A 24,082-nucleotide genomic window follows, 5' to 3' on the forward strand; every position below is an offset into this window, starting at 1 on the left:
AAGGAGGGGCAGAATGCCCAGAAAACAAACAGAGGCTGTACCTTCTGCTGACTGGACCTCCTTAATCGATATCATCTTCCAGTTGCTCATCTTCTTCATGGTGACGCTGGCTATGGGGACAGTCGAGCAACAGGCTAGTGCCCAGATGGAAGGTGAAATGGATGAGAGCCTACCCGAGTTGCCCGGAATGAGTAATCTCGGTGAAGCCTTAGAAATCGGCCCCGGCGTGATACTTATTCATGCCGCTTACGATGAAGATAATGAAGTTGCAGGCGATATAGTAACATATCTCTTTACGAACGAGATCTCGAATATTGAAGAGGCGAAGAAAGATTCAACTCATAGCGCGGGTCCGTTCTCTTGGGATAAAGCCTATAAGAAGCTGCAAAAGCAGCTTACTTTTGCTCGTGATTACAACGAAAACCTTCCGAGGGTCGAGATGAGGGCTTTTAAGGGAACTCCTTACGGTAATGTTCTCGATATTATGAACCTATGCTATCACGACGAACCCGAAATGAGAATCGATCAGGTATATTTTAGGTTTGCTAGATTAGCTAGAGAGCAATTGGGAGGTGGAAGTTAGATGCAGAGAAGATATCTTAATCTTGAAAGCGCCGACTGGACGCCTTTAATCGATATTATCTTCCAGTTGATGATCTTCTTCCTGGTAACGATGAGCGTTCTTCCGGCGGTGAAATCTGCACCGCAGGTCGAGGGGAATATGTCGCTTCCGACACCGAATCAAGGAAGTTCTGAAGTCTCACACCTTATTCAGATATTGAAGGTCCCTTTCAAATCCGACATGTATGGTTATCTTGTTCTTGACGGCACTCCGCAATCTGCCGAATTCTATAAGGATGTTGACAGAAACCGTCAGTTTTTAGGTGACCAATATGCATTGGAAAGTGAAATTGTTCTTGGAACAAATATGGGGCTTTGGTTTAACGAGACAAGTCTTAAAGCGAAGTTTCAAGAAGCCTTCAGTCAACAGGATGTTAAGGTGATTATTAGAGCTGCCAGGAATGTCCCATATGGAGAGGTAGTAAAGGTTCATTCGATATTGTTTAATATCGGTATATCCAAGATCGCTTGGTTGGATGGCAAGATTGGAACTCTTAAGGCTGACATCAAGGAGGTGAGGTAGATGAGCAAACTCAAACCTACCTATAAAGTTGTCGTTTTAAGCTTCGTCGTTATTTTATTGGCGATGTCTTTCGGTTGTAGAAACGCTGTCGAAGGCGAGAGCGGTTTCGAAACTGAAGATGGACCGAAGATAATCTTCCGTGGCGGTTATGGTAATATTGTTATCAAGTATCAACCACCGCCTGAACCAATATTCCAAGTTGGTAATGCAACTCGATATCTCGATTTCAATGAGTTACAAAAGAAATTTGGTATCGTCGAGCAACCTTTAATTCTTTCTTATACTGTGAAAACTTCTGTGATGAGTGCGAGTATAGAAAGCAATACGCTTGATCCAGCATTCGATAACGAAATTCTTGCGGTTATCAAGAGCTGGACCTATACCAGATGGGGCTTTGGTAGATTAAGGATCAAGATTGAAATGGCGAGAAGCCGAGTTACCGTAGATATGAGTGGAGCTAATCTTGCGGATAGAGTTCCTAATATGAGCATGCCACGCTTTGGCGAAGCCAAAGATATGGTCGCTGCATACGGTTTCGGAAAGGTTTCTCAGGCAGGTATAGATTAATAACAAAACGCCCGTCTTGTGGCGGGCGTATTTTGACATTTTTTCGTTATTTAAAGTTAAAACATAAACAAAGAGGATGAAATGAAGAAAATAATCGCAGGAATCCTTTTTATCGCGTTGATTTCTGTTGTTGGTCTTGTGGCTCAGGATGCAGAAGAGACTACGACAGTAGTTGATGAAAATATTTTAGCCGAAGAAGCGGATGCTACTGCTACAGAAGCAATCGAAGAAAATTCTCCGGTTAATCCGGCGATGAATCAAACCGGCATTGGAGGGATTAATGAGGCTTATGAAGCGGGTGCGGAGGCTCTCCAGGAAGGTAATTCAGATTCAGCGATCTCCTATTTCCAAAGCGCTGTTACTATCGCCGATGTATTCCTTGGCGGTATTGTCGATCCTAGCGAAGAAGCTCAGGCTAAATATTTTAAAGGTCTTGCGCTTTATTATTGGGGGAAATTGGCAAAAGATGACGGTAAGCTCGACGAGGCTTCTGCGGAATTCGGAGAGGCAATTAGCGCTTTTACAGCGATAGAGAAACTCGGGCGTTTTTATCTCGATAGTAAATATCGAAGAGCACTGTGTTCTTATCGTCAGTACCAAAATGCTAAGGTAGAAAATTCGCAGATTCGTAAGCTTGGTCAGTCATACGGCGATCTTCGAGATTTTCTCGAAGACCCTGCTCTTCAAGAGGCCAAGGATGAAATGGTCTCTGAGATCGAGAGCGGGAATTATTTTTCAGCATTATGCCTATTAAGACGCGGGCAAATCAAGACTTTCGATCCCTCTGAGTATAAAGCAGCTAAAAACGATCTTATTACAGCAGCAGGTTATTTCGCGGAGTTGGTAGATGCCAAAAACCAGCAAATAGCTATTGTATCGAAATTAATGGAAGGGCTTACACATTATTACATAGCCAGATTATATATGCAGGTTACCCCGGAAAACTGGGAAGAGGTGGCTCTTTCTAATAAAGAGAGAGATGCGGTCATTATGGAGGAACTAGAAACAGCTGATACGAGGTTGAAGGCCGCAAAGTCCTCAGTGGGAGCATTTGCTACCGCAGTGCCTTATATCGATTTCGCTATACTCTATAATAAAATTGCTCGAGGTGCCGCTGGTGATGCTTCAAAGCTTCGCGAGGCTTTAGAAACCCTTTCAAGCCAATCAGCTTCTGGGATATGGTCAAAGGAAAAAGACATACTTGCAGCAGATGCACAATTGCTGCGCTATTTTTCAGGGGAAGCGAATGCCGGTGCGGCCGTTAACGGATGGAGTGGTTTAACGGGGAAAGATAAGATTGCAAATTACTGGATAGGTTGGGTTAAATTCATTGAGGCAATTGAAGAACCAAATAACTATCCCCAGTCCTCAGCTCAATTTAATAATTTCTTATCTGGTGGTAGTGGGTCAACGCGTGAAGCTATCATGCGTGCCGATGCAAAATTTAGAGATGCTGAATGTATATTCTGGGATGCTACTCTTAAAGAGCTTGCCCCTCTTCTTCAAGAAGCCAAAGGTACATACGAATCCCTTATTTCAAGCAGTGGAGCTTATTTCCGCTATCTTCCAGAAGAAATCCTCAAGCAAGCAGAAGTTAGGATTCAGATCATTGAAGTTCAACAGAGAATGGCAAGTGGAACCAGTGATATTAACCGCGTGATTACGAACCTTAAAATGCAAGGTCTTAATCTACCAGATGATGCGGCAGCTTATCTCAATTTTGGCCAATACTTCCTAGAAAAGGCAAACCGAGAAGCTGGCGACAAGCGTATCCGCGATGTGGGTTTAGCTATAGGTCTTTTTAATCATGTAGCACAGAATTCATCGGTTAAAGCCGGTTTATTGCAGGAAGCTAAGTTCCTCAAAGGTGTGGGTTATGTTAAGAAGGCTACAGCTGTTCAGTCCCAAGAAGAAGCTTCTTCCGCAATGAAAGAAGCACAGCAGATTCTTAATGGCGTCACCGGTAAATTGGCAACAGAAGCGAAATATGCTATCGGTGTTGGTTTCTTCAATATAGAGGATAAGGCCAATGCGAGAACAGCGCTTAATAGCTTTAAAGATAACTATCTTCGTCCTGCTTTTGTATATGGAATGTCGAGCGATGGTTGTGTTACTAAAGGAACATATCTTCGCAAAGTTATTTCAAGCACAGACAGGTCGGACACATGGCATATCAAAGCAACTTTGGCTTTTGATGGTCTCGAGTGTAAAAGCAGTATTCCCCCTCAATCAAACGATTTAAAATCTATCGGTTCACCGATTACATATGAGTCTCTTGCCGATGCAAAAGCACAAATGGATGAACTTAGATCTAAAGCTATTCTTATGTGGGAGAAAGTCAGCCCAGGAATGAATGCGTATCCGGCAGATGATCTAATTCCAGATATGCCACCAAAAACGACTATTCTTGTTCAATTTCAAATTGTCGATCCTAATGATAAAACCATAAGCGGTGATCATTCTCTTATTATAGACAACGATACTGAGATTGCTGAAAAAACGGATGGAAGCACCTATCGCGCAACTCTTAGCAGAGCGACACATAAGATAGAAGTTAACTTTAGAGGCTATTATAAGTTTTCCGAGGAGCTTTCAATTACAGAAGAACAAACGGTTCCTTTAGTTCTAAAAAAGGCTGTTCGTTATGTCAGAAGAGGTTCTGATGTTGATAATACAAATCAACCGATGGCCATCACTGCCGACGATGAGCAGTTATTCGTTGCAAGCAACGATAAGAAAACCATATTTAGACGCAATGCAGGGGAAAACCTCATTGGTTCGATTAATTATGAAGATATCGGTGTTTCAGCAGTTACCGGTTTAGCCCTCGATGGTGATTATTTGTTAGTGGTCGATGGTCGTTCGGGGCAAGTTAAGCTCACCACGGTCGATGGCTCAGATGTTCAGCCTATTGCGGTTAAGGGCGAATCTTATGGTGGTTCACCGTTAGTGAAGCCATTAAGCGCGATTTCTGTGGATGGCAGATATTATGTTGTCGATGCTGGCAATAGCCGTATTGTTGTTTTCGAGGGGATTAATTTCAGGAGTAAATTCGGAGTTGATCAGCTAGAGCATCCAATGGGAATTGCCTATAGAGCAAGTGATAGCAGGCTTTTAGTCACTGATATTGTCCAAGGGAAGGTGTTTGTTTTTTCAAAGACAGGAGACATGATTGAGAGTTTCGCACTACCTAATCTAAAAAGCCCAAGTAGTATCTTCGTTGACCCTGATGGTTTTATCCTTATCTCGGACTATGTTAGCAATGCAATTTACAAATATACGAACAGATTCGAACCTCTCGGTGAAGTTACAGGTGAGATTGAGGCTCCGATTGCTATTGCGCAAATAGGGAGTGGTCCTGATGCAACACTTTTTGTTGCATGTCAAGATGTTGTCGCAGTATTAAAGGGCGCATGGGACAATGCCTATACGCCGTCTAAGTAAGACATTTATTAAAGTTGCTATCCTCTTTGGGGGGTTCTTATTTTGTAAGACCCCCCTTTTAGGTCAATATACTATCGACCTTACCGATGGGATATGCTCACAAAGGTTCCTTAATTCCGCCGAAAATGTAGCTAAGTCATACGCAAATGATCTTGGTGCCCCCGAATTTCTATCGCAAATGATAGATTCCTCTTTTATTTCAGAAGATTATATATCGACAATTACATACCTATATATAGCCCATTTTGCGGCTGGTGTGGATGAAACATATCTAGGAGATATTGCCTTCGTTATGGAGAGGGCTGGGTGTAACAGCCTTCCTGATTCATTATATAAGCTTCATATGGAAATAAACCCGCGCGACTATAAAGCTATCGGGAATTATGCTATTCTGTTAGCCAAAAACTGGAAATTTAAGGATGCGAGACACATTATTGAAAGCAATTTGGGTAAATTTCGTGGTGAGAAAAAAAATAATTTATTAAGAGATCTAGGTCTTGTTAGAGCCCTGGAATATAATCGAAACAAAAGTGAAAAAGCTTTATCAGCAGCTTTTGAGGCTTTTAGAAAAACTAGATATGGAACTCGAAAATCGCCTACAACTTTACAAAGAGGTGCTGTAGATTTTAAAGTTGCCCCTGTAGAAAGCTTCGAAAGCGGTAAATATAGATTCAACGCCTCACTCGAACATGCTGTAGGTTCAGATGGAATTATCCTTAATATTTGCGGAAGAATTGTTTTTGGAAGGGAAATGACTACGGACATTAAAGAGATCGATCAACTGGATGTTGCTGAGCTTTTAGGAGATATATATATTGCCCCGGGAGATTATTTACAAAGCGAAAGAGGTGCTTTAGAAGTTATAGGTGATCTTGGAGAATTCGCACCATTTTACGATGGTAGGATAGAACTCGAGATTGAAGTGGTGTTTCCTGATGGTTCCCGAAAGTATTTTAAAAATAACCCAGAACCCTTAACGCTCGATTCACCACATCTATCCCATATCACGAGCGAGTTATTCTATGGTAAAGGTGAATGGTCTTGCTCGTTAATGACAGAAATAGCCGATAGTGGAGCCGATTTGCCGGTATTATGGCGCGAATCAGCATATCTATCTACTGCATTAGAAGATTCAAGCAAATGGGTCGAGGCGATAAACTTCGTCGATTCACTTATGAATATAAAGTTGTATCCGAATCTCTGGGTTTATCGTGGCGCATTGGATTACCTTTTAGGCAATTATGTTGCCGCAAGACATCCGTTGTTACAGGCTTTAGAGAATGATCCTAATAATTATTGGGCTATGCATAATCTTGGACTTGTAGAATATGAGCTTGGCAATGAATCTCTAGCTGTCGAGCTTCTTATAAAAACCGCAGATATCAATCCTGAAATGAGTGCGAATTATATTGTAGCTGGAGCTATCTTAGAAGAAGATGGCAAATTAAGGGAAGCTTTAAAATACTACAAGAAGGGGCATTCCAAATCAGCTTTTCGCTCAGATGAAGTTCAAAGTTGGATCAAAAATCTGGAGCAACAGCCGGGGATAATGGAGCCGATTGAATAGAGATTTAGTCTTCAACCACTGCGGGAGATATATATTTTTTAGGATCTGTCGCTTTTCCTGATATCCTGACTTCGTAATGAAGATGCACACCTGTAGTGTTACCTGAATTCCCGCAAGTCCCGATGATATCACCCCGTTTAACGGACTGTCCCGGTCTGACTTTAATTTCACTTAAGTGTGCATATCGGGTTTCGTAATATGTATGATTTACCCTAACCATCTTGCCATAGCCGTGATACCAGCCTGTAAAACGAACTTTTCCATCTGCGGTAGCGCGCACCGGTGTCCCTTTTCTTGCACAAATATCAATGCCTTCATGTTGTTTCCAAATGCCAGTAAAGGGATCGAGCCTTTTCCCAAAGCCAGAACTGACGTAACCCTTCATAGGCCAAATAGAAGGAGTGCGGTCGAATAGCGACTTTCTTTTAGTGAAGTGTTCTTGTGTCTCAAGAATAGCCTTATTTTCGGTCTGAGCGGCCACTATAAGGGAATCGAGTTTTCTGTCTATTTCTTTAGCGCGAGCTAAGATAATCGGTTGATCGGGATCAAGGTAAGCGAGTTCTGGGCCACCTATGCCATAAGAAAAATTGGATTCATCGATGGGGGGGAGGTCGGCTACCTCGCGGACTTTCGAGTTAATTTCCCTCAGATTGCCGAAGAGAATTTCCAGAGAATCTGCTCTATGTTCCATTATCTTTATATTTTGCGCGAGTAACTTATTATTATTGGATTGCGCGCGAGATTGAACAAGCTCATTAAAATTAAACAGATTGAAGCCGAAAAATAGCACATTTACAAGTATGAGGGCTCCGACTGCGAAAAGAATCCATCGAAGTCGTGAGCCCTCAATTCTGATTTGCCTGATCTTCCCCGAATGTGGGGGGATTATTTGAAAACTATATTTTCCCATTTATTAATTGAAATATATTAATTAATTATAATCCGTCAAGGTTTAAGGTCTTATCTGTTCGAGTGCTTTTTCGTCGAGAGCTTTCACGGTTTCCACTAAAATAGCAATCAAGTTATCGACATCATCGCGATGAAGAATGCCATAGTGGCTATGAATATACCTTGTTGCGATACTGAGTGTCAAACTGGGGATACCCTGTCTTGTGGTAGCAAAACGGCCACCATCGGTACCGCCTTTACTCAAACTTCCCATCTGATAAGGAATCTTGTTTTTATCTGCTATGTCAAGAACGAAGTCTAAGAGGCGCGGATTGGGAAGAAGGCTTCCGTCCATTACACTGATAGAGGGTCCTTTTCCAATCTTTTCACCCCATTCAGAGTTGGAACTTCCGGGAATATCGGCGGCAAGCGTAACATCGATAGCTATTGCGATATCCGGATTAACGAAATAAGCACATGTTCCAGCGCCGCGAAGTCCAACTTCTTCCTGAACCGAGCCACCGGCATAAAGCGTATTCGGGTGCTTTTGCCCCTTAAGAGCTTTGGCAACTTCCATTGCAATAGCGACTCCAATTCTATTGTCCCAAGCTTTAGCCATTAGAAATTTGCCGTCGGGGCCAATTTTCTCAAATTGAGCGTAAGGAACCACGGGATCGCCGACTTTTACCCCGAATTTCTTTGCGGCTTCGTTGTCTTCGGAGGCACCAATATCGATGTAAAGGTCATCAAGGTCCATAACTTTACTACGCTCTTCCTGTTTTAAGGAATGAGGGGCCTTTGAGCCGATCATACCATGAACTAGTTTGCCCTGACGAGTGCGAATAACAACCCTTTGGCTAAGTAAGACATGAGGCCACCAACCTCCGAGTGGGTTGATCTTGAGATAACCACTTTTTGTGATACCGGATATCATAAAACCAACCTCGTCCATGTGGCCTGCGATGAGGATCGAGGGGGACTTCGAGCTTCCTACTTTCTTGCCGATAGTGCTTCCGAGCCCATCGCGCATGATCTCGCAGAAACCGCCGAGATGCTCCTCTACAATTTTGCTTACTTCCTCCTCGAAGCCGCTTGGACCGAATGCATCGGTTAATTGGATGAGTAACTTCTCGCGTTCGTCAGATGACTTAATTTTTGCCATGATTTATCCTTTCGAGAATTTTGAATAACCTATTTATTTCTTAAAGCTGCTTGAGCCGCCGCAAGGCGTGCGACCGGAACCCTATAAGGACTACAACTAACATAATTCAGGCCAACTCGGTGGCAGAAATCGATAGAATTCGGTTCTCCACCGTGTTCGCCACAAATACCTGCTTTTAGATTTGGATTGGTTTTGCGGCCTAATTCAACAGCGATAGATACTAGTTTGCCGACTCCCTTTTGATCGAGGGATTGGAAGGGATCAATATCGTAGATGCCGAGTTTAACATAGTAGGGAAGGAATTTACCTGCATCGTCGCGCGAGAAACCACAACCCATTTGTGTAAGGTCGTTTGTTCCGAAGCTAAAAAACTCAGCAATAGTGGCTATTTCATCCGCCGTCACGGCAGCACGGGGAATCTCTATCATAGTGCCTACTTGATAAGGGATATCCTTTTTGGAGAGCCCTGCATCGGTAAGAACTTGGTCTGCCATCTCGACAACAAAATTCTTTTGAAGCTCTAGTTCTTTGACATTGCCGATCAGAGGAATCATAATTTCAGGATGGACTTCAATTCCCTCTTTGAATACCGTGACTGCAGCTTCCATGATCGCTCGGGCTTGCATTTGTGTAATCTCGGGATATGTAATGCCTAGGCGGCAACCGCGATGTCCTAACATGGGGTTTGACTCATGCAAACTCTCTACTTTCGCTTTAACATCTTCTACAGAGATGCCTATCTGTGTCGCAACTTGTTGCTGCCCTTCGGGATCATGGGGAAGGAATTCATGTAAGGGTGGGTCGAGGGTTCTAATTGTTGCTGGTCTGCCATTGAGCGCGCGGAAAATACCCTCGAAATCGTCGCGTTGCATAGGAAGAATTTTGTCTAGGGCTTTTTTGCGGCCTTCAATATTGTTTGCCATTATCATCTCTCTGAATGCCACAATACGGTCGCCTTCAAAGAACATGTGTTCCGTTCTACATAGTCCAATTCCTTGGGCGCCGAATTTTACCGCAATAACAGTGTCGCGCGGGGTGTCAGCATTTGTCCGCACACCAAGTTTGCGAATTTCGTCGGCCCAACTCATGAATTCCTCGTATTGTGCGTATAGAAGGGAATCTTTCGGTTGAAGGGTGCCATTGAGAACCTGGAGTATTTCCGATGGCTTAACTTCGATCGGTCTTGCATATACATCGCCGGTGAATCCATCGATGGAAATCATATCACCTTCATTGAATGACCTATTTTCGATTTTTAGAGTTCGGGATTTGTAATTGATCACAAGCTCTCCAGCGCCAGCTACGCAAGGAACTCCCATTCCACGGGCAACGACTGCGGCATGAGATGTCATACCCCCTCGTGAGGTTAGGATACCCTTAGAGATGGCCATTCCACCGATGTCCTCTGGAGTAGTCTCGATTCGAGTAAGTATAACGCGAGTGTGTTCTTCCAGATACGCCTTGCGTTCATGTTTAGGTAATTTTGCAGCTTCCGCTTTAGCTTTCGAGATTATCTCTTCAGCTTTCTCGGAATTAAAGACTATAACTCCTGTCGCACCACCCGGGGATGCAGGCAAACCTGATGCCATCACTAAGCCTTCATCGCGCGCCTTTTTTTGATCTTTTGAGTCTAAGATGGGAGCAAAAAGCTGGTTGAGTTGGTCAGCTGGCACCCGAGAAATAGCCTCGTTTTTAGTGATAAAGCCATCTTCGACCATTTCAGTGGCAATTCTCAGGGCAGAAAATATAGTCCTTTTGCCACTACGGGTTTGAAGCATCCAGAGTTTATTATTTTCAATAGTAAATTCAACATCCTGCATCTCGCGATAACGCTCTTCGAGTTTTTCGCGTATGTGAAGAAGCTCTTCATATGCTTTTGGCATATTTTCCTGAAGTTCTTTGATTGGCTTAGGCGTTCTGATCCCAGCGACGACATCTTCGCCCTGAGCATTCATTAAATATTCGCCATAGAATACGTTCTCGCCGGTGGCTGGGTTCCGTGTGAAGGCGACTCCGGTTCCACAATTCTCACCCATGTTACCGAAGACCATGGCCTGAATATTAACTGCTGTTCCGAGAAGGCCTTTGATATTGTTTAATTCGCGATATTTGATAGCACGAGAATTGTTCCAGCTTCCGACTACTGCGCCGATCGAGCTTTTCAATTGCTCAAATGGGTCCGTTGGGAAATCACTACCCGTGTGTTCTTTGTAGATATTAAGATAATCATCGACAAGTTCCTTAAGATCATCCGCGCTCAGATCCATGTCGAGTTACACACCGCGTTCGTCTTTTTTAGCTTGAATTGCCTCTTCGAATTTTTCGTGGGGAACATTCATTACTACATTGCCGAACATATTAATAAATCTTCGATAGGCATCCCATGCAAAACGTTCGTTAGAGGACTTATTAGCAAGGCCTTTAACAGATTTTGGGTTTAAGCCAAGATTGAGGACAGTGTCCATCATCCCGGGCATCGATACAGAGGCGCCCGAGCGAACTGAAACGAGAAGTGGATTATCTGAATCTCCAAGTTTCTTTTTCATGGCCTTCTCGAGTTTATGCATATACTCTTCTATGTCGGTCCAAAGGCCTTCAGGATAGGTGCATTCGTGTTTGTGATAATAATCACAAACACTTGTAGATATTGTGAATCCAGGCGGAACAGGCAAGCCTAGCTTAGACATCTCTGCGAGGTTGGCTCCTTTACCTCCGAGAATATCCTTCATTCCTGCGTTTCCTTCAGCTTCGTTCGGGCCGAAAAAGTATAGACATTTCATATAACCTCCTAATTTGCTTGACTAATAGGTGTCCGAGCATTTTTCTTTATTTAACAACATTTTATCTTTTTCTGGGTTCTCAGTTAATTCGATTGGATATTTGCCATTAAAGCATGCCGTGCAAAATGTGGTATGCGGCAACCCCTCGATTGACATCATTCCTTCGAGTGAGAGATAACCTAATGTATCCGCGCCGATGAATTTAGCTGTATCTTCAAGAGAAGTGTGGCTTGCGATAAGCTGATCGGATGTCGGAGTGTCTATGCCATAATGACAAGGGAATTTAATTGAAGGGCTTGCGACCCGCATGTGCACCTCGGCGGCACCGGCTTCTCGTAACATGGATACCAAAGCTTTCGATGTAGTTCCTCTAACAATAGAATCATCGACAACTACAACACGCTTATTATAGAGCACGCCTCTCACTGGATTATATTTAATCCTCACTCCAAAGTCGCGTATTGCCTGCCTGGGTTGAATAAATGTTCTTCCGATATAATGATTTCTAATGAGCCCGAATTCGAAAGGTATGCCGCTTTCTCTCGAATAACCGAGTGCAGCGGTATTCGAGCTATCCGGCACGCTGATGACTATATCCGCTTCAGCAGGTTGCTCTTGAGCGAGAACTCTCCCCATTCTCCTTCTAATTTTATCCACATTTGTGTCGAATATTCGGCTGTCAGGTCGGGAAAAATATATAAACTCAAATATACAAGGAGAGGGAGTTACCGGTTTGAAAGGGAATAATGATTCAACATTGCCTCGGTTATCGGCAATTATCATTTCACCCGGTTCGAGAGTTTTACCCATGGGGAGGTCTAAAAGATCGAACGCACAAGACTCACTCGCTACGACGGTTCCTCCTTCCGGAGTACGTGTGATCCCAAGCGGCCGGAATCCAGATGGATCGCGAACGGCAATAAGCGAATCCAGCGTAAGAAATACCAGTGAATAAGCTCCTTTGACTTGCGAGAGAGCATCGGCTATACCTTCTGCTGTGGTTCTGCATGGACTTTTCGCGAGAAGGTGAAGAATAACTTCGGTATCTGTTGAAGTGCGAAAAATGGAGCCTTCTTGTTCCATTTTTCGCCGAAGCTCACGGGCATTAATGAGATTGCCATTATGCGCTCCGGTGATTGTTCCTCGTTTATAATTAATTGTGAAAGGCTGAGAATTGGCAAAATTCGTTGATCCTGTAGTGGAATATCTAACATGTCCGATAGCTGCCGAGCCGACCAAATCCTTTAATGTTTCGGGAGAACCAAAGACTTGATTAACAAGACCGAGGCCCTTTCTCTCGATTAACTCTTTTCCATCGGAGATGACTAAACCTGCAGATTCTTGACCTCTATGTTGAAGAGCATAAAGACCCATATAGGCCTTGATAGCCGCATCCGGAACGCCAATCAAGCCAACGATTCCACAGTATTCACCAAAATTACTGCTCATCGATTCCTTCTACTTTAAATGTGAAACTCCAGACGACAATAACTTTCCACTTCCAAGTTTATATATTTTGTTATCGAGTCCTGTGAAGTCTTTTAGTGCGTTACGACCATCGAAAATTAGCTTAGCTTTATCGACTATCCGAGCCCAATCATATGTCTTATGATTAGTCGAGATAAGCACCAAGTCAGCATTTTCGAGAAGTTCGTCTGTCAGTTCGACAGACTTGAATTCTCTATTTTTCCAAGTGATGCTTGGAACAAAAGGATCATTATAAACAACTTCGGCGCCTTTAGAATCGAGGATTTCTAATAGATCGAGACTTGGAGATTCCCTTACATCGGATATGTCGTTTTTGTAAGCCATACCCAAAAGAACGATCTTGGAGCCTTTTATTGCTTTTCCGAATTTATTGAAAAGTTCACCAACCTGAGAAACAACATATGCTGGCATGTTTCCGTTGATCTCGCCAGCTAATTCTATAAAGCGCGCGTAGTAATTAAGACTCTTTAGCTTCCAAGAAAGGTAATGTGGGTCGATAGGAATGCAATGCCCGCCGAGTCCCGGGCCGGGATAAAAAGGCATAAAACCAAAAGGTTTTGTTGCAGCGGCATTAATTATTTCCCATACATCTACGCCAAGGCGATCACACATAAGCGCAAGCTCGTTAACCAAGCCGATATTAACACTGCGGAAAGTATTCTCGAGGAGTTTGACCATTTCGGCTGCTTTTGTAGATGAAACCGGAATAGCCTTCTCGATTGTTTTTTCATAGAACTCCATCGCTATCTTTGTGCAAGCGGGGGTGACACCACCGACAATTTTCGGAGTGTTAAAAGTCTGGTAAGTCGGATTTCCCGGGTCCACTCGTTCGGGAGAGAAGGCGAGGAAAATGTCCTCGCCGACTTTAAAGCCGGTTTCCTCTAATATCGGAAGTATAAGTTCTTCGGTAGTGCCGGGATAGGTTGTTGACTCAAGGATCGAGATAGTTCCCTTTTTAAGATACTTTCTTATCTTCTCGGTTGCATCGAGAATATAGGAAACATCAGGGTCTTTTGTTTTGTTAAGTGGAGTAGGAACGCATATAAGGATAATATCTGCCTGTGCCATGACTGAAGGATCGGTGGTGCATTTCATAAGACCACTGTTGACCAGATCGGCTACGGTTTCAGCAGGAATATCGTCAACATCGGAACCACCCGAGTTCAAAGTATTAACTTTTTTCTCTGAAACATCATAACCATCTACATGAAAACCGACCTTACAGGCCTCTACTGCAAGAGGTAATCCGACATATCCCATTCCTATAACGCACACTCGTGCGTTACAATCCTGAACTTTTTTCGATAAGATTTCGGCGGTTAAATTTGCCATCGATTTCTCCTTCTAGGTCTTATTAGTGTTTTTTGTTTATCTAATTGAAGTGCCGGGAGGAAGATCCCCATCCACGGTTAACACTTTAACTGCATCGCCCGCTCCGGCAGCTAATAACATACCTTGGGATTCATATCCTCTTATTTTAGCCGGTTCGAGGTTGATAACTACTACAATTGTCTTGCCAATTAATTCCTCTGGTCTATACCAAGGGGCAATACCGGCGACAATTTGACGGATTTCAGTGCCTAGATCGACTTTTAGAAGTAAAAGCTTGTCTGCATTCGGAGCGCTGACGCAGTCGATCACTTTTCCGAGGGCTAATTTGATCTTGGCGAAATGCCCGATATCGATAAGTCCCTCAGCGGAATCGGTTGTCGGAAGGGGATGATCCTTCCCTTGAATCTCTTTCATCATTTCCTTTTTATCTATACGTGGGAATAGCGGTAAACCAACAGTTATTCGACGATTAGCACGCAAAACACCCCATTCGAAGGCCTTATCTAGCTCGATGTTGCCTTTTTCGATCCCCAGCCTAAGTCTTAGTTCTTCACATGTGTCGGGCATCACAGGCCAGAATAGAATCGAGCAAATTCTAAGAGCTTCCGCAGCATTGTATAAAACTGTTGCTAAGCGTTCGTATTCTCCCAGTTTTGCCAATTTCCAAGGAGCGGTGCGTTCGAGATAGCGGTTAGTTTCTGAAACTAATTGATTAGCAGCCTCTAATCCCCTGGAAAGTCTGAATGACCAAACTTCATCTCGAAGTTTGGTCGCAGTTTTTTGGGCAGTTTCTTTAAGCTCAATCTCATCATCGTGAGCCTCTCCGGGATTAGGAATAATGCCTTTGAAATTTTGTTGAATAAGGCCGAGAACGCGACTCGTTAAGTTGCCGAAATCATTTGCTAAATCGGTGTTGAGTCGTAGTATCATCGACTCGAACGAAAACTGCGAATCGTTTGCAATTACGCTATCACGGATGAGGAAATAGCGGAGTGCATCTGCCCCCATAAGCTTGATAAGTTTGGAAATGGGGACGGCATTACCGAGAGACTTTCCCATTTTAACATCCTCTACCATCCACCAACCATGGCTGAATACAGTTTTTGGTGGTTCGATACCGAGGGCATGCAACATCGTAGGCCAATAAACAGCATGAGTAGTAACTATGTCTTTTGCCATTAAATGGATATCTGCTGGCCAGCGGTATTCGAATTTGCCCATTTGCTCGGGCCAACCAATAGCCGTAATATAATTAAGCAAGGCATCAAACCAGACATAACAAACGAAATCCTTATCGAAAGGAAGCTCGATTCCCCAAGAGAGGCGATCTTTTGGTCTGGAAATGCAAAGGTCGTTCAGAGGGCGCCGCAAAAAGCCCAAAATTTCGTTGCGTCTCGACTCAGGTTTAATGAAATCGGGGTGTTGATTAATATGATCGATTAGCCATTGTTGATGCTTACCCATGCGGAAGAAATAATTCTTTTCAGTAAGTTTCTTGACGGGGCGATGGCAATCGGGACACTTTCCATCCTGAATATCTTTTTCTGTCCAGAATCTTTCGCAGGGTGTGCAATACCATCCACTGTATTCATCTTGATAGATATCCCCGAGTTCCCAGAGCATATTAAGTGCATGTTTAACGGCCTTCTCATGAGCTTTATCAGTCGTTCTTATGAAGTGGTCGTAATTGATATTCAGCTCTTTCCAAAACCTCTTAAAATTTTTCACATAAATATCACAATGTTGTTTTGGTGTCATACCTTTAGAGGAAGCGGCTTCAGCAACTTTTTGACCATGTTCGTCGGTTCCAGTGAGAAAAAACACCTCTTCTCCAGCGATCTTTCTGTAGCGTGAAATGGTGTCCGCGAGGACAGTAGTATATGCATGTCCAAGATGCGGATTATCATTTACATAATATAGAGGTGTAGTGATGAAAAATGGCTTATCCATATTTTGCTTCCTTTTTTGACTCTGAAAAATAATTATATAATATAAATTTTATTTATCTCCGTGTCAATCCATCTTTCTCGTTTTCAGGAACTTCTGCTTCCTAAAATATATGTAAGAATTAATGTGACAGTAGCATTCTTTATTTATGCATAGTTTTAGGAAGAATAATTATGTCGAATTCACATTGTCATTAGCAATTTTATAATTCAATGAAAAAGAAAATATACTCCTAATGTCGGAAATCATAATTAATATAATTTTTTTTGTATTACACATTAAACAATTAATTGAACTTTTACCCTTGACACACAAGCGATTGAGGTATATAATTTGCTCGAATTTTTAAATAGGGCGGTATCGTCTAGGGGTTAGGACAGATGGTTCTCAGCCACCAAACCGGGGTTCGATTCCCCGTACCGCTACCAGTTTATAAAAGCGGGTTTCTTACCCGCTTTTTATTTATAGAAATTCAGATTGAATAATGCATTCAGATTGCTTAACCTATTCTAAAATGATAACCCGAACTGACAGAATTTTCATCTATGTCTCTGATATTGATCGAGCTATTCGTTTCTATGGCGTTACTCTCGGTCTTAAACGCATCTCCGGTTTCGAAGGCGATATACTCTTCGACACAGGCAATGTGCCGTTGATGCTTGTCCCTGGGCGAGGGCGTGGTGGAACCTACACAGGAGCTGATGTTTGCCTTTGGACAGACGATATAAACGGTGATTATGGAAGATTGGTTGTGTCTGGAGTGAATTTTTTCAAACCACCATCGCGAGAAAAATGGGGGGGATGGCTGACCGGTTTATACGATTCTGAAGGAAATCGAATATACCTCATTCAGTATTAGTGTTCACTTAGTTCTAATGACTCGATAAAACACTTAATTATATTCATGTCGAGTCGCGGTAAACGTGCGCCACCATTTAGAATGAATATGCTATCACCAAACTCGCCAAACCCGATAAAATACGATACCGGCTCAGCATCAAAACGACTTGATTTTTTATTGGCTTTGAATAATTCTATCTTGATCCCATTGGATGTTGAGTATTCATGTCTGCATATTGATTCTATTGTAGCATCGTTATTATATTTAGTTAAACAATTATTAAGTGGGCCTTCGAGAGTCTCTTTTGGACCAATTATCGTGAAAAACTGGGTTTGATCGGCAGGAGGCGATTTAAATAACGCCATTCGGCAATCATTTGGAGGAAAATATCTGAACCATTGATAGGTCCAATATAAATTCTTTATTTTATAAGGATCGAAAACTATCCATCTTGGAGGAAGTCTGTAAGAAGTATTCTCTGTAGAAAAATTCTTCCATTTTTCGAGAGAGTTACCATTACAGGATAATAGAAAAGAAATTGCTACCAACAAAAATATAAAATTTAATAATCTTGCATTCAAAATACTCCAATTTTTGAAAATAAACTACTCTAGCTAGAGATTTTAGTCAAGCGGATTTTGAAATGAATTTAAATTATACTAAAAAGGGCGGGAAAAAAGCGTTAATCCATGATTATGCTGTCATAACGCCATGAACGAATTCCGTATGGAGTATTGACAAATACTGGCGAAGCATAAGCATCGGTTGTGTCAACAAGATTGGCAGCTCCGAGAAAACCAGGGAGCTGGACCATAATGACGCCATCGCCAGCGGAGGAGGCATCTGAAGAATCTATTACCTTTAAACAATATATTCCTTCATTTCCTTGAATAAAAATGTGTCGAGGCTCGTAGGAGGATGTAATCGGTATAGAAAGTGAACTATAACCATAGTTGCAAAATGAGTCTCGAGCGGCGACTTGAAAATACAAACTATCACAATAAGGGGGTGTTATTCCACTGAAAATCGTGTCTGAAACAAATGTGGTTTCCACAATGTCAGAGCATGTCTGGATTATCTCGAAAGGTGCATCTAAACCAAAAAGATCTTCCGCACTCCAAGTCAATACGAAAGGTTCTCCAACAGCGAGGGAATCGGGGCCATCGAGGGTTAATTCTGGTCCCCTTGAATCCAGGGGGCCGATATCGTGTGCTCTACTTGAAGTTGTATCTGTAATGACTATCTGCCAAATGCGGTTTAGCTCACGGTTGTGATACCAAAGATAGCTCCCATCGAAACAAAGTCCCTCGGCTCCAAGACCGATGTTTGGCACCTGATAACATCCTGTAAATGTTCGACTCGCGAGATCTGCCCTAATAATTCTGCCATAGTTATTGCTCCCCCAGAGATAACCATGTCCATATGCAAGACCTTCCATTCCTGTGCAAGTGTCTATATGTGCCCATGTGAGGGTGTCCCAACCCGATGTAATGGGGAGAGTCGATGTTAGGTCGAATGCTAATATGAAAATTCTATTTGACCAAATTCGGCTATCATAATAGGCAGCATATAGCGAATCGCCAATAACCTGAACGTCTTGAATAGATGAGCCATGTTCAGGAACTGTAGCAATATGAGTTTCAATTCCAGTAAATAGCTCTATACTATATATTTGAGTTGGATTCGACCCTGAACGGGCGAAATAGATTTTGTAATCTTCTGCATCAATATCGCAATTAAGTGAATCGCCTAGGAATATTGAATCGCGTGGTGGTGAGGCAACGGGATCTATATAATCCGAATAATAAAGGTAGCCGCTTGTGTAATCGTATATCCAATATGAGCCCAACATATACCCAAGACCCCAACCATAGTGTGGTCTTGTTGAAATATCTATAGAATCAATAACTTGAAATGTATCAAGAAAATTAACAACCTCGATTTGCACTATCCAATTTGTTCCATCCGTATCGGGTAGATCATGGCTCATAACCCATTCGAAGCAATGAGTCCCTGGAGTTATTTCGAAACCGAGATCTCCATCATCGTTTATTAATGAATCCAATGGAACTGACCACGTATAGCCGGAGTCAGCGGACATAATTGCTGAAACATGCGCAGTTTCTCCTGAAAGAATGTAACAAATTTCCACAATAGTTTGGTCATCACAAATCGTATCTTGAGAGAACCAAATTTCATCGATAGTTGGATCGGCATGTAAGGCAGTCGATAGGAGAAAAATTATAAAAAATAAACTAATATATTTTTCCATAACTGTTTAGTATAAGAATAGTTAAATCAAATATCAACAATTAAGAAAACATAATCAAACTGCTATTTCAGATATAGTAGCTTGACAAAGCTTGTATTAAGCGAAGCCATTCTGGCAAAATATATACCTGCTGGGACACTTTCATTCGGTGACCAAATAGTAGGCTCACCGGTGGAAAAAGCAATTTTGACAATTAAATTTCCTTTTACATCGAAAATATCCACTTTAGAAGGCACTAGTTTTTGTATTTCTTCGCAGGTATTTTTTATTTCAATTTGCACCGCAGAATTGAAGGGATTGGGGTAAGTTTTAATTGAATATTCAGTTGGCTCGAGAGGTTTTTCTTTTGAGGATAAAGGTCCGTTATATACCCACATCACTGCGTCGGCGATAACAACATCGCCATCTATTGCGGTCCTATCTCCAAGACTGACATAACCGCCATTGCCAGCATAGAAATCGTAATTTCCCAGGTAGTGCCATTCCCCATCCAACCCTTTTTGGGAAACGAACATACTATCATTGCCAGTGCCGAAAATGCGAATAAAGACATTATCACATCGGTTAGCCCCTGCAAGCCACCACATATAGATCGAATACTCTCCAGCATTTGGTAGATCAGGTTGCCAACGTGCCCAACTCTGGATAGTGTCGGTTCCGTCGCACCATATATAATCATCCTCCCAACCACCGGAATATGTTCCATCGTTCCATGATCCTCCTGAGGTGAATTCAGGGTCGCTATTATCGACGATTATTGAATCACCTCCAGTTCCACCCCCATAAACCGGTGCTGTTATACTACGGTGGGTGCAATAACCGTTGGCATAGGCAAAACCCTGTCGTCCTTCGTGATCGTTCCAATTTGTTAAGTAGCGCCAAGATTCGTTCCACCCAGAGGTGTAATCAATGAATGTTCCTTCTCCGAGAATGGCCGGCATCGAGGTATGAACGAGAACATAAAAGCTGGCTGTTTTAGTTCCTCGGTTGTAATAACTATGAGCCCATATTAATTGAGGATGCACACAATCACGAAGATCGAAGCTGTTTGAACTACCACTCGTGTAACAATAGGTTTCAGTTCCCTGTACCGAGGCATCGAAGGCGTTTTCATGGATTGACATGAACCTTTCATAACCTCCTGAATTGGCTATAGAGCATCGATCATCAAGGGAAACATAGATGTCGGTGCTACGAGTCATGCCCACTGTAACGCCTGCTGATTCGAGATAGGATTTGGCATAAAAAGCCACGTCGAGGTTTGCGTTTTTTTCCCAATAAGATGGCCCTGTAGCCCCCGAGTCCGTGCCGCCGTGCCCGGGATCAAGAATAACATTTGCAGAAAAAAGGTTTAATACGATCACTAAAAGGAGGATTAATCTTTTCATTTATTTATCTCCTTTATGCAATCTCTGTCAAGAATAAACTGTCCATCGCTGGTAGTAAGGAGAAGGCCATGTTTAGGATTGTAATCGATATCGGTGATTATATATTCCGAGTATTCTGCGGCTATCTCGATAGCTTGAGAAATTGTAGTATCTTCAATACCAACAAATATAATATTGCTTTGGATGATCTCCTCGCCATCATCCTTCAACTGAAGTTGAATGATACCCGAGGGCTTCTCGGTGAAGAATGGTTTATCCCCATAAGGTAGTTTTATCGATATTCTTGACAAGACATCATATAGAAAAACAACGCCGGAAATATCCTCTAAGAGGACAAATTTTCCATCTTTGGAAACAACTGGAGAGAAAAGAAATTTGGACTCATCTCCAAGCTCGATTTGCTGGGTTTGTTGATTTATTGTGTCCATCGACCAGGCTACTCCGGCTCTATCGCACCATAGGAAACCACCTTCTATTGGCACAACCAAATATGCACCACCTTGAAAAACTTCGATTAATTCGCTATGGATCGAGAAGGTATAAATTTTTTGACCATCAGAGAATACAAGATCGCCGTTTTTGTTGAATGAGGGTGGCCCAAGATTGAAATCGCCATATATAGACCGGTTTTTCTTTTTATGAGAATCATAAACAAAGACATTTCCCTCACCGTCGAAATTTTCATAAGCGGTGTAAGCAATAAAACCATTGGAGATTTGGGGCCTATATCCGGCTTTCCAATCGAGAGTTATTGTATCGAGGGAACCATCATTCCGATATATGAATAGCCCTCGATAACTCCCTTCTGTTAGTAAAATCTCACCATTGTCTAGCCATTTAGCGGAAAGCCAAAAGCGATCAGGATTATTAAAAACCTGTGCGTTAACAGACAGGGCTAGAAATAATATCACAAGCAAAATTCTCATTCTAATGACCTCCTAATTAGCCAAAAATAGAATCATTCTTATTAAAGTCAAGTGGAAGCCAATATTTGTTGCTTTTTTTTGGATTTATTTCTTGTAGATTTCACCTCACCACGAGCTGTCACGATTTTTGCTACGGTCGATAGGGAATTTTGGTTACATGATTTTCGCCCGCAAAAATCCCTTCCCTTCCACCTCGATGTCACGAAATTTGCAGAGGGGCAAATTGCGCGCCATCGACCTCTTTCGCGCCAATCGTCGCCATCGGCGACAGGGTCCCGTAGGGGCACCGGGTTGCCCCTATGACGGGAGGGGACAAGCCCCTCCCGCACGGGCATATTTTCATTTCAGATAAACGACCCGTTTGACGGTCGATTTGTTGCCCGATGACAGCCGTGCGAAATACGTCCCGGACGGCAGATCGCCGCCCCATGTGAGTTTGTATCTGCCGGGAGTCATCTGCTCGTTATCGATAGGCGTGTCGATCCGGTTTCCCATCATGTTGTAGAACTCGAATGTTACCGGAGCGTCGGATTCGACCTCGAATTCTATCGCGCATGTCGGGTTGAACGGATTCGGCGAAACGGAATTGATCCCGAAAACAAACGGGCGCTTGGTTTCGTTGCCGTCTTCGCCGGGTTTCTCGTCGATTTTCACGCAAGACCCCTCGAAAAGGCACAGATAGCCGGCGCACATCGACACCGGCGACGCTATCCCGCAACCGATGATCGGCTGGCCGATAGAGGCCCAGACCGTGTCGCCCGAACCGGGCGAACGCATTCCGCCGCCGCCGTCGAACACCCACCAGTTTATCTCCGTCTGCGCAAACGCGACTGTCGCTACAATAAGTGTTAATATTAGAATTTTACGCATATTGTCCTCCTACTGGTTATTCTTGAGGGTTTCAATCTCTGAACGAAGCTCTTCTATTTGCGCCTGTTGCGTCTCGATTTGCGCCTGCTGCTCCTGCATGCCCTGAACCAGAATCGATGTCAGGGAAATATAGTCGATGCCCTCGTATTCGACAGGCTCGCCGCCTTCTTCGCCCGGATGAACGCCATGCTTTACCAATTCGGGGAAGACTTCGTTAAGTTCTTGCGCGATAAGGCCGTATTCGGTGCCCTCGCTGAAGCCCATGAAGTTGTATTCATCGGTGCGCATCTCGTAGGTCACCGGATTTAAGTCCAATACTTTGGCGAGGATACCGGTCATTGGAGTGATATTCTTCTTGAATTTGCGGTCGGAGACGTCCGTCCAGGTGCCGGTGTAGGCGCCGCTACCTGAACAATAGACGCCGTAGTTCGTGGTTCCGCCGGACGCAGAGCCATAAACGCCGTAATGCGTGGTTCCGCCGGAAGCGGAACCGCGGACGCCATATCCCGTTCCGGTTCCTGTGAGTTCGGCAATCCCGCGAACACCGGTACCGCTTGATGCTTTAGTTATCCCTATAACTCCATACGCGCCACCGAAAAACCCTCCGGGTTCATACCCCCCCCAGTCGCTCTCGTCGTAGCCTTCCTGAAACCCGCATACGGGATACTGATTGTCTGCTTCATCGTAGGTTCGCGCGTAGACGCCGAAAGCGTTTACACCGTAGGTAGCTCTGGCGTAAACGCCATAAGAATCGCCGCTTGTAGCGGTAGAAATCTTGCGTCCATAAAAATCCCCGGCGAAGCAGTCTCCAGTCCCCGCCGAGTTCATGCCATAGGCGTCTACTTTGACACCGTAAGTTGGAAAAGTAGTGCCGTTGTTGTCCACGTCAATATCGACGCCGCATGCCGAAGTGCCCTCGTTATTTACGTCGATTTCGATACCAAACGAGTAAGAAGTGCCGTTGTTATCGACGTTAACATCAACCCCTTTAGCCCATCCTCCACTTCCGGAGGCGTTATCCACATCGACGTAAACGCCATAGCCGTCCTGAGATGTGGAAGTCGATCTGAAGAAGCCACCATAAGTATATGACGTGTTGCCAGCTCCCGTGTAGTTGGCTTCAGCACGAATGCCATATGAGCCATTGCCGGACGTGGTGTGCTCGAAGCGGCCGCCATATCCTAGGGCTGTCCCGGTATTCATATCCGAATAGAAGCCGTATTCGTAATCCTGAACGTCGGCAACTTTGATATTATCGCTCACTGTCCCAACGGGATTAATATAATCGCCCGCATCTTCCCATAGGCCGCCGCCGGATGCCGCTATCCAATCGGTGCCTGTAACCGTGCTGGAGAGAACCTGACCGGCGGTTCCGGGGCTATTGCCGGAGTCGTAGTAAGCGCCCGTAACGCGAACATTGCCAGATACGTGCAATTTCTGGGAAGGGCTTGTCGTCCCGATGCCGA

17 protein-coding genes, 1 tRNA gene and 1 pseudogene are annotated in these 24,082 nt (G+C 43.5%); 7 read left to right on the forward strand and 12 right to left on the reverse strand.

The annotated features are described in order from the left end of the window. The first annotated feature begins 13 nt into the window (after positions 1-13). The 5 genes from KAH81_00840 (at position 14) to KAH81_00860 (ending at position 6,722) form a co-directional block, all read left to right on the forward strand. Positions 14-583 (forward strand): biopolymer transporter ExbD, encoded by a 570-nt coding sequence (locus KAH81_00840; GenBank protein ID MCK5832196.1) that lies wholly within the window; start codon positions 14-16, stop codon positions 581-583. Next, positions 584-1,144, forward strand: a complete 561-nt coding sequence (locus KAH81_00845; GenBank protein MCK5832197.1) for a biopolymer transporter ExbD — start codon at positions 584-586, stop codon at positions 1,142-1,144. Next, positions 1,145-1,711, forward strand: coding sequence for a hypothetical protein (locus KAH81_00850; GenBank protein ID MCK5832198.1), 567 nt, complete (start codon positions 1,145-1,147; stop codon positions 1,709-1,711). An 81-nt stretch (positions 1,712-1,792) separates the two neighbouring features. Continuing rightward, entirely contained in the window at positions 1,793-5,155 is a 3,363-nt protein-coding gene (locus KAH81_00855) for a hypothetical protein (protein ID MCK5832199.1), read from the forward strand. Next, on the forward strand, positions 5,133-6,722 hold the full coding sequence (locus KAH81_00860; protein MCK5832200.1) for a tetratricopeptide repeat protein: 1,590 nt from the start codon (positions 5,133-5,135) through the stop codon (positions 6,720-6,722). Before KAH81_00855 ends, KAH81_00860 begins: the two co-directional genes overlap by 23 nt. A 4-nt stretch (positions 6,723-6,726) precedes the next feature. On the opposite strand, the gene KAH81_00865 is transcribed toward KAH81_00860, so the two are convergent. From KAH81_00865 to metG, 6 genes and pseudogenes are all read right to left on the reverse strand, one after another. Next, positions 6,727-7,413, reverse strand: a complete 687-nt coding sequence (locus KAH81_00865) for a M23 family metallopeptidase (GenBank protein MCK5832201.1) — start codon at positions 7,411-7,413, stop codon at positions 6,727-6,729. Between the two features lie 261 nt (positions 7,414-7,674). Next, positions 7,675-8,772: a M42 family metallopeptidase gene (locus KAH81_00870; protein MCK5832202.1), complete on the reverse strand. Its 1,098-nt coding sequence runs from the start codon at positions 8,770-8,772 to the stop codon at positions 7,675-7,677. 29 nt (positions 8,773-8,801) lie between these two features. Further along, positions 8,802-11,552: pseudogene (locus KAH81_00875) on the reverse strand (pyruvate, phosphate dikinase). A gap of 21 nt (positions 11,553-11,573) precedes the next feature. Further along, positions 11,574-13,001 (reverse strand): amidophosphoribosyltransferase, encoded by a 1,428-nt coding sequence (locus tag KAH81_00880; GenBank protein ID MCK5832203.1) that lies wholly within the window; start codon positions 12,999-13,001, stop codon positions 11,574-11,576. A 9-nt stretch (positions 13,002-13,010) separates the two neighbouring features. Continuing rightward, positions 13,011-14,372: a nucleotide sugar dehydrogenase gene (locus KAH81_00885; GenBank protein ID MCK5832204.1), complete on the reverse strand. Its 1,362-nt coding sequence runs from the start codon at positions 14,370-14,372 to the stop codon at positions 13,011-13,013. Positions 14,373-14,408: 36 nt separating this feature from the next. Further along, positions 14,409-16,322, reverse strand: a complete 1,914-nt coding sequence (metG, locus tag KAH81_00890) for a methionine--tRNA ligase (GenBank protein MCK5832205.1) — start codon at positions 16,320-16,322, stop codon at positions 14,409-14,411. 350 nt (positions 16,323-16,672) lie between these two features. Here metG and KAH81_00895 point away from each other — a divergent pair. Both KAH81_00895 and KAH81_00900 read left to right on the forward strand, forming a co-directional pair. Beyond that, positions 16,673-16,747 (forward strand) — tRNA-Glu (locus KAH81_00895). Between the two features lie 86 nt (positions 16,748-16,833). After that, a complete protein-coding gene (locus tag KAH81_00900; GenBank protein MCK5832206.1) occupies positions 16,834-17,178 on the forward strand; it encodes a VOC family protein in 345 nt (114 codons plus the stop codon). Here the strand turns inward: KAH81_00900 and KAH81_00905 are convergent. The 6 genes from KAH81_00905 to KAH81_00930 form a co-directional block, all read right to left on the reverse strand. Then, positions 17,175-17,711 (reverse strand): hypothetical protein, encoded by a 537-nt coding sequence (locus KAH81_00905; GenBank protein ID MCK5832207.1) that lies wholly within the window; start codon positions 17,709-17,711, stop codon positions 17,175-17,177. The two genes, KAH81_00900 and KAH81_00905, sit on opposite strands and share 4 nt — an antisense overlap. A 131-nt stretch (positions 17,712-17,842) precedes the next feature. Next, the gene (locus KAH81_00910; GenBank protein MCK5832208.1) at positions 17,843-19,432 is read right to left on the reverse strand and encodes a hypothetical protein; all 1,590 of its coding nucleotides are present in this window, start codon (positions 19,430-19,432) and stop codon (positions 17,843-17,845) included. A gap of 62 nt (positions 19,433-19,494) precedes the next feature. After that, positions 19,495-20,820, reverse strand: a complete 1,326-nt coding sequence (locus KAH81_00915) for an N-acetylmuramoyl-L-alanine amidase (protein ID MCK5832209.1) — start codon at positions 20,818-20,820, stop codon at positions 19,495-19,497. Further along, positions 20,817-21,746, reverse strand: coding sequence for a hypothetical protein (locus KAH81_00920; GenBank protein MCK5832210.1), 930 nt, complete (start codon positions 21,744-21,746; stop codon positions 20,817-20,819). Before KAH81_00920 ends, KAH81_00915 begins: the two co-directional genes overlap by 4 nt. 339 nt (positions 21,747-22,085) lie before the next feature. Further along, positions 22,086-22,616, reverse strand: a complete 531-nt coding sequence (locus KAH81_00925; protein ID MCK5832211.1) for a T9SS type A sorting domain-containing protein — start codon at positions 22,614-22,616, stop codon at positions 22,086-22,088. Positions 22,617-22,625: 9 nt separating this feature from the next. After that, a partial coding sequence (locus tag KAH81_00930; protein MCK5832212.1) for a tail fiber domain-containing protein occupies positions 22,626-24,082 on the reverse strand: 1,457 nt, incomplete at its 5' end.

Source organism: bacterium (assembly GCA_023145965.1).
Lineage (GTDB): Bacteria > UBP14 > UBA6098 > UBA6098 > UBA6098 > UBA6098.

Excerpts from the sequence above, each read along its gene's own strand:
- KAH81_00880 (MCK5832203.1), bottom strand. The coding sequence starts at position 13,001 with ATGAGCAGTAATTTTGGTGAATACTGTGGAATCGTTGGCTTGATTGGC.
- KAH81_00900 (MCK5832206.1), top strand. The coding sequence starts at position 16,834 with ATGATAACCCGAACTGACAGAATTTTCATCTATGTCTCTGATATTGAT.
- KAH81_00885 (MCK5832204.1), bottom strand. The coding sequence starts at position 14,372 with ATGGCAAATTTAACCGCCGAAATCTTATCGAAAAAAGTTCAGGATTGT.
- KAH81_00870 (MCK5832202.1), bottom strand. The coding sequence starts at position 8,772 with ATGGCAAAAATTAAGTCATCTGACGAACGCGAGAAGTTACTCATCCAA.
- KAH81_00840 (MCK5832196.1), top strand. The coding sequence starts at position 14 with ATGCCCAGAAAACAAACAGAGGCTGTACCTTCTGCTGACTGGACCTCC.
- KAH81_00865 (MCK5832201.1), bottom strand. The coding sequence starts at position 7,413 with ATGGAACATAGAGCAGATTCTCTGGAAATTCTCTTCGGCAATCTGAGG.
- KAH81_00910 (MCK5832208.1), bottom strand. The coding sequence starts at position 19,432 with ATGGAAAAATATATTAGTTTATTTTTTATAATTTTTCTCCTATCGACT.
- metG (MCK5832205.1), bottom strand. The coding sequence starts at position 16,322 with ATGGATAAGCCATTTTTCATCACTACACCTCTATATTATGTAAATGAT.
- KAH81_00855 (MCK5832199.1), top strand. The coding sequence starts at position 1,793 with ATGAAGAAAATAATCGCAGGAATCCTTTTTATCGCGTTGATTTCTGTT.
- KAH81_00915 (MCK5832209.1), bottom strand. The coding sequence starts at position 20,820 with ATGAAAAGATTAATCCTCCTTTTAGTGATCGTATTAAACCTTTTTTCT.
- KAH81_00925 (MCK5832211.1), bottom strand. The coding sequence starts at position 22,616 with ATGCGTAAAATTCTAATATTAACACTTATTGTAGCGACAGTCGCGTTT.
- KAH81_00920 (MCK5832210.1), bottom strand. The coding sequence starts at position 21,746 with ATGAGAATTTTGCTTGTGATATTATTTCTAGCCCTGTCTGTTAACGCA.
- KAH81_00860 (MCK5832200.1), top strand. The coding sequence starts at position 5,133 with ATGCCTATACGCCGTCTAAGTAAGACATTTATTAAAGTTGCTATCCTC.
- KAH81_00845 (MCK5832197.1), top strand. The coding sequence starts at position 584 with ATGCAGAGAAGATATCTTAATCTTGAAAGCGCCGACTGGACGCCTTTA.
- KAH81_00850 (MCK5832198.1), top strand. The coding sequence starts at position 1,145 with ATGAGCAAACTCAAACCTACCTATAAAGTTGTCGTTTTAAGCTTCGTC.